Below are 11,599 nucleotides of genomic sequence, written 5' to 3' on the forward strand. Positions count from 1 at the left end.
TCGCTCTTTAACATGATTTGGTGATTTGATGGAAATGAATTCAATACATAATGCTAAGGAAGATGAAAATGATAATCTGATTCCAAGATACAATGTCTTGAAATTCAACTTTTCAGATGAGGAAAAGTTCATATTAGAAGAGTTAAGGGAAAATCTCATAGATTTAGCTATTTCAGAGAAGATGTCTTCATTTAATGAGGAATTGATATTAAAGGACATAATCCGTTTTTTGGAAAATAGGTTGCAGAATAGATTTGATTATGATTACAAGGAAAATTTGGCAAGGAATATGCTTAAGGAACTTATTGGATATGGGGAATTAAGTGCATTGATTGAAGATGATAATCTGGAGGAAATAATGGTCATTGGTGTAAATAAACCTGTTTTTGTTTATCATAGGGAATATGGGATGATGGAAACTGACCTATTCTTTGAAGATGAGGAAAAGATTACAAACATCATTGATTCAATAGCACGTGAAACAAATAGGAGAATAGATCAGCAATCTCCAATTCTTGATGCAAGGCTTTCAAATGGTTCTAGAGTTAATGCAACGATTCCTCCATTATCTGCAAATGGGCCTACAATAACCATTCGTAAATTCAAGAAAGACCCATTGACTATTGTTGACTTGATTAGATACAACACGTTGAATAGTGAAATGGCTTCATTCTTATGGTTATGTGTTGATGGACTCGGAGTAAAGCCTGCAAATATCATTGTATCGGGAGGAACAAGTTCAGGAAAGACAACACTTCTTAATGCACTTTCAATATTCATCAATCCAATGGAGAGAATAATCACAATCGAAGACACTTTGGAGCTTCAGATTCCACATAATCACATAATCAGAATGGAAGCAAGAACTGTAAACATTGAAAATCAGGGAGAGATAACAATTGAGGATTTGGTTAAAAATGCATTAAGGCAAAGGCCAGACAGAATTATTGTTGGAGAAGTTAGGGGAAATGAGGCAATCACACTATTCACTGCATTGAATACTGGACATTCAGGCTTTGGAACATTGCATGCAAACAATTCACGTGAAACCATTACAAGACTTACAAATGCTCCAATGAATGTTCCCAAAATAATGGTTTCGTCAATTGATTTTATTATCATGGAAAAGAGAATATACAGATCAGATGGAATTTCATATAGGAGAATTACAGAGATTGCAGAAGTTACAGGTATGGAAGAGGGAACAATTCAGTTGAGCAAATTGTTCCAGTGGGATAGTGAAAGGGATGAATTCAAAAACTTGACAATAGTCAGCAAAACATTGGAGGAAATGGCTAATCTCAAGGGAGTTCATATCTCTAAATTGAATGAAGAATGGAAAAAGAGACAAGTGGTTTTGAACTATTTGGTAAAAAATAACATATCTTCCCAAAAAGATATATCTAAAATTCTTGAAACTTATTATCTCAATTCAGACTATGTATTAAATAAGATTGGTGTTGGATTAGATTAATAGTTCTTATAAAATTTTCATTTTATTTAGACGTATTTTTAATATTTTGATAGTTAATTATCTTTTCATTTTTTACTTTATTCTTTTACTTAATTTTTAGATGATGGTGATTGTTATTTTAGATGAATTTTTTATTCACTTAAGTGATCTTTTAATCAGTTTTTTCATAAAAGTCATTGATTTCATTGTTTTCATTTTGGATAAATTTCATAATAAAAACAATTGGGATAATGGGATGGATTCAAATAATGAAAATGATTCTAAAGATAAAATCAATTTAATGGATAATGGAATTTTTAAGTTTAATGATTTCTTAAAAAATGATAGCATCTTTGAGGAATTGGAAAACAGATATTCAAAGGAATCATCTATCAATGGATTCAATTCATCTAATGATTCTCAAAATATTTTCAGTAGTTTGAAAAGTACAAGTTATGAAAATGAAGAGATGATGGAAAATAGGAGTAATCAAAATGAAGATAATTTTCTAGAAGCTATTCGGGAAAAATTGATCGATGTTTTACTAAATAACAATTATATTCAAATTGACGAATCTAATTTTTATAATTCCATTTTAAGAATTATTGCAATGACCTTCTCTATTCTAACACTAATCGTGGCTTTAATCAGCTATTTCATATCTTTAGAATTAGGTTTAGCTATTTTCATTTCCATTCTATTGATTGCACTTTCAATATTCTATTATCCCAAGATTAAAAAACAAAATGAATATGCTTCATTTTCAAAGGAGCTCCCATATGCATTAAGGCAATTGGCAACTGAACTTAGGTCTGGCAGGAGCTTGTTTGATTCATTGGATTCTGTTGCAAGTTCAGATTATGGCATTTTGTCTTTAGAGTTTTCAAGAGTCCTTGAAGAGATCAAATATGGGGAAAGTACAGAAAATGCATTTTTAAATCTTGAAAAAAGAGTTGATTCAAAGGCATTGTCAAGGACAATATATGAAATTCTAACAAGTTTGAGGATTGGAGCAAACTTATCCAATTCATTAAGCATAATTGCAGATGATGTAAACTTTGACATCAGAATGAAATTGAAGGAGTATAGTGAAAAGTTGAATGCATTTGTTATGATTTATACTTTTTTAGCTATTTTAGCACCGGTCATTCTTTTGACAATGTTACTTGCGGCATCTGTAGTGATAGGGGATTTGGTGCCTGGTGATTTGATATTGGTTTTATACTCTGTATTTTTCCCTATGATAATTGTCTTTTTGGCTCTTGCAATAAAAAAATTAGAGCCTAAAATTTGATTTGTTAAAAAATGCCCTTAAAATAAGTAAAAAATGTTGTTGAAATAAAAAATTTAATCAGATAAAAAAAAGTTGAAATAATAAAAAAATGTAAATTTATAGAAATTTATCTAAAATTTACATAATGTTTTTAAATTTTATTTGGCAGCTTCACCAATCAATGCATCTTGATTGCTTACAACTTGAGTGTCAATGACTACTGGCTCTTCCTCACCTAAAACAGATTTAGTGCTTCTAAGTCCAAATAACATTGTAGACAAGTTATGGAGCAATGAAGTTGTAGTAGGTGGAATGATTCCAAGCAATCCAAGTCCAATTAAAGATCCATTGAACATTACAATGTGTCTGTAATTGGTATTTATCTTATCAAGCATTCCAGTTGAGAGCTTTCTAAGAGTAACTAAATCATATAAGTCATCTGAAAGTAGGGAAATGTCTGCAACTTCCCTTGCAATATCTGATGAGTTTCTCATTGCCACTGATACATCAGCAGCAGATAATGCCGGTGAGTCGTTTATTCCGTCTCCAACCATAATGACTTGATGGCCTTCATCTTTTAGTTCTTGAATGATGCTTGCCTTATCCTCTGGAAGAACTTGTGACCTGTATTGTGTAATGCCTAAATCATTAGCTATTTTATTTGCTGCATTTTCACTGTCACCAGTTAACATGACTACATTGCTAATGCCTAATTCCTTAAGTTGGCTGATTACATCATGAGCTTCATCTCTTACTGGGTCTGAAATGCAAAGGATTCCTTGAAGTTTCTTGCCTATTGCAAGATAGATAACTGAATATTCTTTTATATTCTCTTCAATAAGCTTTTGTTGCTTCTTGGTAAACCTAATGCCTTCATCTTCCTCTACGAAGTGTCTGCTTCCAATGATTGCCTTCTTGCCATCATATGTGGTTGAGATACCATGTGCAACGATGTATTCCACTTCACTATGGTCCTCTTTATGGTGCAATCCTTCTTCTTCAGCTTTTTTCACAATGGCTGTTGCTACGCTGTGTGCAAAGTGCTCTTCGATGCATGCAGCAATTCTTAATACTTCATCCCTTTCGTATTTTCCGCATGGGATGACCTTTTCAAGAACTGGATGGGCATTAGTCAAGGTTCCTGTTTTATCGAATACTATGGTATCTGCATTGGCATATGCTTCCAAGTGTTTTCCACCTTTAACCATCATCCTATTGTCTGATGCCTCTTTCATAGCAGAGATGACTGAAATCGGAGTTGTTAACTTAATTGCACATGAGAAATCCACCATCAGTACAGCTAAAGCTTTAGTGGTGTTTCCTGTAAGCAAATAGGTCAATGCTGTTGTAAGCAAGCTATAAGGCACAATTGAGTCAGCTAATTTTTCTGCCTTGCTTTGAATGCTTGCCTTCAATTCCTCAGAATCTTCAATCATATCGATGATCTTATTCAATCTGGTTTCATCGTTCACTGAACGAACTTCGATGACTATTGACCCTTCCTCAACAACGGTTCCTGCATGAACAGCTTTTCCTTCACTCTTATGCACGGCTAATGATTCTCCAGTAATTGAGGCCTCATTGATTATAGCATCCCCATCTGCAATAACCCCGTCAACAGGGATGATTGCACCAGTTCTTATTCTTATTTTATCTCCTTTTTTGATCTCAGACAATGGGAATTGACTTTCGATTTCATTTCCTTCATCATCAACATCAGCCTTCCATACGCTATCAATATTCAATGCTAAGCTACTTTTTAAAGTGCTTTTTGTTTTTTGCATTGTATAGTCCTCTAGCATATCTGAAATAGACAATAAGAACATCATTGAACCTACAGACTTGTAGTTTCGAGTAATTAATGATGCAGCTATTGCAGTTCCATCAAGAAGTGCAACATCCGCTCTAAAACTGGTTAAACTATCTAATCCATGGTATAGGTAGTGAGTAGCGCGATAGAGCATTCTCATTTTCCTAAATGGTATTGGCAAGATAATTTTAAAGAGATACCTTTTTAAGACATGTTTAGATAATCTGAAAAAGAAATCATTTGATATTTCAGCTAAACTTATATTGTCTGTAGCCTTTCCTTCGTAAAGATCTGCTTGAGAAATTTTATCCAAAATATGAAGTATTTCATCTTTTTTACTAATATCATTATAATTTATTAATATGCTTCCATTCCTATGGGAAATGTTTACTTCATCTATGAATGCATATTCAAGCAAGGTTTCACTTAAGCCATAAGTTTCTTCTTTGGTAAATGCTTCTTTACCTGCACGCACTCTTAATCGAGTGCCCTTATCGTATACTATATCGTAAATCATGGCTCTGAATTGAATAAATTTTTAAAATTTATAAAAATTATAAAATTTATTGATTGATTAATTTATTAATTTATTAGATTTGCCTGTCCAATATCTTTATAATTTATTTATTCATCTTCAGCAGTCACATCAACGCATACAGCTTCTTTTTTTGCAGCTTTTGCATCGGTGTGGATGTCTTCTGCATTATCCTTAATGTCTTGAATTGATTCTTCAAGTTCACTTTTGCAAGTTAAAACTTTAGCCATACCTTTTGCAGCATAGTCTTTAGTGGTTTTTGATTCCAAGATTTTTTTACCTACCATTGCAGCAGCTATTCCTCCTACAAAAATCAATGCGTGCTTATGTTCAAAAGTTTTGTCTTTAATTTCTTCATACATTTTATCACCATTTTTAATTTTTAATCTGAATAAGTAAATTTTCACCATTGCAAACTTTCACTATTCAGATTCTATTATTATATCTTCACTTGTTTTTATTTAAATGTTTAGGTTTACCTAAATAAACATATTTATATAATTAAATATATTAAATATATATAATAAATATTTTTTTTCTTTTTTGTTGTCTTTTGTTTTGTTTATTGGGGCCATTTCCTTGTTTTAATTTTTTTATTATTTTTCACCAATATTTCATAGATTTAATTAGGTAAACCTAAACTTTATATATTATGAAAACAAAAATAATATTAGGTTTTAGGTATACCTAATTAATCTATGTAGGGTAATCTTTTTATTTTCATTTTAATTAACAATCCAAGAATATTTTTAAAAAGCAATACATTTTATTTTAAAAATATCCCCATTTTTAAAACAAAATTTAAAAATTTTAATTAAACTACAAAATACCTCAAAATAATGAGATTTCATCTAACATTGGTTTAGGTATACCTAAATTTCCTACTTTTATTGATATATTTTTTAGAGAAAGATTATTCTAAAAGCTCTAAAATTTGTTATCGGTAATTTATCAGACATGATATTTATTTTATAAATTTCTTAAGAGGTTATATAAATGATAAAGAAATTAAACGAACTCAAATCTGGAGAAACTGGAGTTTTAGCTTCTTATGGTTCCGGTGGTGACTTGGAATTAAAAAGACATTTGCTTGGTATGGGCTTTGTAAAAGGTGCAGATGTAGAAGTGGAAAAAGTGGCACCTCTTGGAGATCCTATTCAAGTTAAGGTAAAAGGATACTCTGTTTGTCTCAGAAAAGAGGAAGCTAAAAACATTGAAATAGAAGTGTAATTCTTCTATTATTTTTCAAATTTATTTTTATATTTATTGAATTTTTAAAGGTATAAATATGGCAAATCTTAAGATAGGTTTAGCAGGTAACCCTAATGTAGGAAAAACCACTTTATTCAATACTTTAACTGGTTTAAACCAACATGTAGGTAATTGGCCTGGTAAAACCGTAGCACAAGCAAAAGGTCATTATAAGCATAATGGCAATGAAGTTGAAGTAATAGATTTACCTGGTAACTATGCTTTAAGTGCTCATTCTATGGAAGAGATTGTATCAAGAGACTTCATCGTAGATGAAGACGCTGATGTGATTGTAAACATCATAGATGCAGCAAACATTGAGAGAAACTTGTATCTCACTGTTCAAATGATGGAACTTGGAGCTAATTTGGTTGTAGCTTTAAACATGAATAAGTATGCTCAAGACAAGGGATATACCATTGATGCGAATAAGCTTTCTGAATTATTAGGAGTTCCTGTAGTTGAGATTGAAGCAAATAGTGATACCGGTAAGGAAGAATTACTCAAAACTGTTGAACAAGCAGCTCAAAACCCAGTGAACACTACTGAAAGGTTGGTTTATAACAATGAACTTAAAGAACATATCGCTGAGCTTCAGGCTGTTATAGAAGAAGATAAGAATTTATTGGACGTTCCTTCATCTTGGATTGCAATCAAATTGCTTGAAAACGATGAGATTGTAGAAGAGAAAATTGAAGGGTCTTCAAAAAGGAATAACATTCAAGCTGAAACCAAAAAGGTCAAAGACCACTTAGAAGGCATTTTTGGTGAAGGCAGTGAAGAAGTTATTGCAAATGCAAGATATGCATTCATTGATGGTTTATTAAAGGAATCCCTTTCAAAACCTGACCATTTGAAAGTAACCATCAGTGAAAAAATCGATAAGATCATTACTAACAGAATATTAGGGTTCCCGATTTTCCTAGTTATAATGTATGCAATGTTTGAGATTGTATTTACATTTGGTGCACCTTTCCAAGACTTGATTGATGAGCTCTTTGGAATGCTTGGTGAGTTCGTTATCGCTTCCCTTGGTGAAACCATGCTTTCATCCTTCCTTGTTGATGGACTCATTGGAGGAGTAGGTGGGGTACTTGTATTCTTGCCTCAAATTATCCTATTGTTCTTGATTATCAGTTTCCTTGAAGATTGCGGTTACTTAGCAAGAGCAGCATTTGTTATGGACAAGCTTATGCATAAGTTTGTTGGATTGCATGGTAAGGCATTTATCCCTATGCTTTTAGGATTCGGTTGTGGAGTGCCAGGTATTATGGCAACCAGAACCATGGAAAACGAAAAGGACAGATTAATCACTATGTTAATTGTACCATTCATGTCCTGTTCCGCTAGAATGCCAGTATACCTCTTATTGGTTGGTGCATTCTTCGCAGCTAATGAAAGCCTTGTAATTTTATCATTATATGTGCTTGGTATAATTGTAGCAGTAATTGTTGCATTCATATTAAGAAAAACCACATTTAAGGAAATGTCCGCTCCATTTGTAATGGAATTGCCTGACTATAAATTGCCTACTATCAGAGGTATCTTAATGCACACCCTTGAAAAATCCTGGGGATTCATTAAAAAGGCAGGTACCATTATTCTTGTTGCAAGTATTGTAATCTGGATGTTAAGTTACTTCCCTGCAGGAGTAGAATACGGATCTCAAGAAAGTGCTATCGGTACTATCGGTACTGTAATCGCACCAGTATTTGCTCCATTAGGATTCGGCGAATGGCAACCTGCTGTAGCATTGGCATTTGGTCTTGTTGCTAAGGAGGTTGTAGTAGGTACATTCAGTTCGCTATTTGGAGTTGCCGAGGAGGGAGCCGGAATCGCCGCAGCAATGCATGGAATATTCACTCCACTTACAGCTTATGTATTTATGGTATTTGTATTGCTTTATATTCCTTGTTTCGCAGCTCTCGGGGCAATCAAACAGGAAACCGGTGGATGGAAATATCCATTGATCATGTCTGGAGTCACTTTAGTGACTGCATATGTGGTTGCTTTCATAGTATATATGGTAGGACTGGGATTAGGATTGGGTTAACCCAATTCTAATTTTTATTTTTTTAATAAGATCAATTTTTAATTATTTTTTTTATTTTAGGTGATATCATGCAATGTAGAATGTGTGGCTTTGAATTTGATCCTATGAAAGGAGGATCATGTGGAAGCTGTGGACAATGCAAAGGTTGCAATAAGGCAATTTGTCCAAGATGCGGATATGGAAATTCACTCTCTTATGAAAAGGAATTTGATTACATTTCAAAACTTCAAAATAAATTAAGAGCTTTTAAGGCAAGGGCAAAAATATAATTCTTCTATTTTTTCATAATTTCATGCTCTTCTTATCTAATTTTCTATCCAATTTTTTATAGCTATTTTTAAGTATTCTCTCAATTTTTCAAAATTAGTATTACCATTTTAACTGATTTTAAACGATTAGTAATACTAAACAAACATTTATATAGTTTTATTTTAAATATTATATTGTTTAATCAATTTTTATTAAAAATTGACTACTTTATTGTCTTTATTAGTAAAATAAACTCTAAATAATGGGTTTAAGTATTACTTTCAAATTTGAAAAATTTACAAAAAGTATTACTTTAGTATTACTGATGAGATAATAATTTTATAAAATGTATTACTTTTTAAATACTTATTAAAAAAATCAATTCACTCAAAATTCATAGGGTAATAATGAGTATTACTCCAATTGATTTTTATAAGATTATAAAAAGTGATATTGTGTGATTATATTCAAACTTAAAAATGGAGGAAAAATAATATGCATATACCTGATGGTTTTATACCTCTTGGCCAATGTGCAATCTACTATGTAATCTTAATTATTGCATTGTACTTTGCTGGAAAATGGGCAAGAGCTAATCTTGATGAAAAACGTATACCATTGCTTGCAGTATTGGCTGCAGGTATTTTTGCAATCATGTCCATGAACATGCCAATTCCATTTGGTACCAGTGGGCACATGGTTGGTGGAGCATTAGTGGCTATTGTATTCATGGCTCCTGAAGCTGCTATTTTAGTATTCACTGCAGTATTGCTTATTCAAGCTTTATTCTTCGGTGACGGAGGAATCACTGCTTTAGGTGCAAATGTACTCAACATGGCAATTGTTGGAGGATTCGTAGGTCTTTACACCTTTAAAGGATTACAAGGCATCATTGGCAAATATCCTTCTGCATTTGTAGCAGCATGGCTTGCAACCTTGGTTGCAGCAGTTGTAGCTGCAATTGAAATGGCTATTGCAGGAACTTTCCCATTGACTGTAGGAATTGCTTCTATGGCACTTTACCATGCATTTATTGGTATAATCGAGGGTGTATTAACTGTAATTGTTCTTTATGCTCTTGAAAAATTCAGACCAGACCTATTGGCATGGAACAGAGAATAGGGTGATAATATGGAATTAAGTCAAAGTGATAAATATTTAATTGTTGTAGGGATTATATTTTGTATTGCTTTAGCAGTATTATCTCCTTACATCGCATCTGGCGATCCGGATGGATTAGAAAAATCTGCTGAAGATGCAGCAGTTGGTGAAGATGTTGAAGCTCCAGTTATGGAGTCACCATTCCCAGACTATACCTATGAGCCTTTAGACAAATTAGGCGAAATCGGTGTTTTAATATTCGGAGGACTGATTACACTTGTTCTTGGTTTAGGTATAGGTTATGCATTAAAAAAATCTAACTAATTCTTTTGGTTAGAATAATTTAAAATCTCTTGTATTTTAAATTAAGAAAAGGGTCTTGGATACGGATTATCATTAATTCATGTCCAGGATTTTCTCTTTTTCTATTCATTTCTTCTTTTTAAAAATTTTACAAAACTTTCCTTAATTTACAATTAGTAATACTCTTTTGCTGTTTTTCACTCAATTAGTAATACTTTTCTTTTATTCGCTTAAAGTAATACTTTTTGGGCTTATTTTGGCAAATTAGTAATAATTATCGATTTAAATGAATAAATATTTATAATTAAAAGCCAATAGTTATATTATAAATTTTATTATTTAATTTTAATTTAATTTAACTTTTATTTAATTAAATTTTTATTCAATTTTCAAATTATAATTAATAATTATTTCAATACATAATGGTAGATAAAATGGCAATAGAACAAGTAAGATCATTAGAATTCATAGCTTCCAGGGATTCCATTATCCATAATCTGGAGGGTAGGGTTAAGCTTGTTGCCATTTTGCTCATTATTCTTTTTGCTGTTTTTTCAGATAGGCTGATAGTTCCAATCGTATTGGAATGCTTTTTACTCATTGTTATGTATTTGGCTAAATTGTCATTTAAGGATAGCTTTAAGAGAGTTCTCCTTCTTTTGCCATTCGGTGGTTTTGTCATAGCTTTCCAACCATTCATACACCCTGGAAATATCATTTGGCAGGGTCCTTATTCATGGTTGTTTATAACAGATACTGGTTTAAATTGGACTGTTCTTTTATTTGCTAGATTGATTGTTTGTTTAACAGCTATTGTTATCCTTTCATCTACCTCTCCTATGCAAGAAGTGGTCCAATCCTTTAGAAAACTTGGAATGCCAAGAGATCTTGCTATGATTTTAACAATTATGGTGAGGTTCCTGTTTATCTTTGTGGATGAATTAAGGGACATCAGGCAATCAATGACATCAAGAAACTTTGACCCATTTAATAAAAACATTTCATACAAATGGAGAGTTAAGCAGGTGGGATACAGCATAGCCATGATGTTTTTAAAGGCCTATGAAAAAGGAGAAACCATTTATTTAAGTATGGCAAGCAGATGCTTTTCAGACAATTCCAATTTGTATCATGCAAAGACAATCATTGGCAAATCTGAATATATTTATTTGGCTATAATCATTGGCATAATAATTGTTTTGCAATTGCTTGTAGTGTTCTATTCCCCTAATTTGGCTTATTTGGGAGTTTCCTTATCATTATAACTTTTAATTCATTTTTTACATTTTCAAGTTTTTTCATCAAATTTTTTTATCATCATAAATATTTAGGTATGCCTAAAAATTTAGAAACATTTATATATTATAAAGAACAACCTATAATTAACAATAAGTTTAGGCACACCTAAATTTTATTGTTTCTCGAAAATCTTAAATTTTGTTGTTTATTAGTTCGACCAATAATAATCTAAAGTTTTCTTTAATTACATTTAATTATCTTCCTCCCTTTCTTTAGATTATTATTATTGGCTTCAATAGAATTTTAACACGTCATTTTCTTCTGTTATAATC

10 protein-coding genes are annotated in these 11,599 nt (G+C 31.9%); 8 read left to right on the forward strand and 2 right to left on the reverse strand.

Features of this window, described 5'->3' with window-relative positions; translation table 11 throughout:
- Positions 1–28: 28 nt before the first annotated feature.
- Complete coding sequence (locus QZU90_RS06810) at positions 29–1,474, forward strand: CpaF family protein (protein WP_296856319.1); 1,446 nt, start codon at positions 29–31, stop codon at positions 1,472–1,474.
- 235 nt (positions 1,475–1,709) lie between these two features.
- Positions 1,710–2,747 (forward strand): type II secretion system F family protein, encoded by a 1,038-nt coding sequence (locus QZU90_RS06815; RefSeq protein WP_296856321.1) that lies wholly within the window; start codon positions 1,710–1,712, stop codon positions 2,745–2,747.
- Positions 2,748–2,884: 137 nt separating this feature from the next.
- Here the strand turns inward: QZU90_RS06815 and QZU90_RS06820 are convergent, their stop codons facing one another.
- Positions 2,885–5,053 carry a heavy metal translocating P-type ATPase gene (locus tag QZU90_RS06820; protein WP_296856322.1) on the reverse strand — a complete coding sequence of 723 codons (2,169 nt, stop codon included), beginning with the start codon at positions 5,051–5,053 and terminating at the stop codon, positions 2,885–2,887.
- 107 nt (positions 5,054–5,160) lie between these two features.
- Positions 5,161–5,433 carry a DUF6110 family protein gene (locus QZU90_RS06825; protein ID WP_295608153.1) on the reverse strand — a complete coding sequence of 91 codons (273 nt, stop codon included), beginning with the start codon at positions 5,431–5,433 and terminating at the stop codon, positions 5,161–5,163.
- 634 nt (positions 5,434–6,067) lie between these two features.
- Between QZU90_RS06825 and QZU90_RS06830 the strand changes: the two genes are divergently transcribed.
- The 6 genes from QZU90_RS06830 (at position 6,068) to cbiQ (ending at position 11,293) form a co-directional block, all read left to right on the forward strand.
- Positions 6,068–6,301, forward strand: coding sequence for a FeoA family protein (locus QZU90_RS06830; protein ID WP_295608151.1), 234 nt, complete (start codon positions 6,068–6,070; stop codon positions 6,299–6,301).
- 58 nt (positions 6,302–6,359) lie between these two features.
- Positions 6,360–8,375 carry a ferrous iron transport protein B gene (feoB, locus tag QZU90_RS06835; RefSeq protein ID WP_295608149.1) on the forward strand — a complete coding sequence of 672 codons (2,016 nt, stop codon included), beginning with the start codon at positions 6,360–6,362 and terminating at the stop codon, positions 8,373–8,375.
- A 68-nt stretch (positions 8,376–8,443) separates the two neighbouring features.
- The gene (locus QZU90_RS06840; protein WP_295608147.1) at positions 8,444–8,644 is read left to right on the forward strand and encodes a hypothetical protein; all 201 of its coding nucleotides are present in this window, start codon (positions 8,444–8,446) and stop codon (positions 8,642–8,644) included.
- A gap of 475 nt (positions 8,645–9,119) precedes the next feature.
- Positions 9,120–9,746, forward strand: a complete 627-nt coding sequence (gene cbiM / locus QZU90_RS06845; RefSeq protein WP_295608145.1) for a cobalt transporter CbiM — start codon at positions 9,120–9,122, stop codon at positions 9,744–9,746.
- A 9-nt stretch (positions 9,747–9,755) separates the two neighbouring features.
- On the forward strand, positions 9,756–10,049 hold the full coding sequence (locus QZU90_RS06850; protein ID WP_292789358.1) for a PDGLE domain-containing protein: 294 nt from the start codon (positions 9,756–9,758) through the stop codon (positions 10,047–10,049).
- 413 nt (positions 10,050–10,462) lie between these two features.
- On the forward strand, positions 10,463–11,293 hold the full coding sequence (gene cbiQ / locus QZU90_RS06855; protein ID WP_295608142.1) for a cobalt ECF transporter T component CbiQ: 831 nt from the start codon (positions 10,463–10,465) through the stop codon (positions 11,291–11,293).
- The last annotated feature ends 306 nt before the right edge of the window (positions 11,294–11,599 follow it).

The sequence above is a fragment of the uncultured Methanobrevibacter sp. genome (assembly GCF_902784195.1).
Classification (GTDB): Archaea; Methanobacteriota; Methanobacteria; order Methanobacteriales; family Methanobacteriaceae; genus Methanobrevibacter.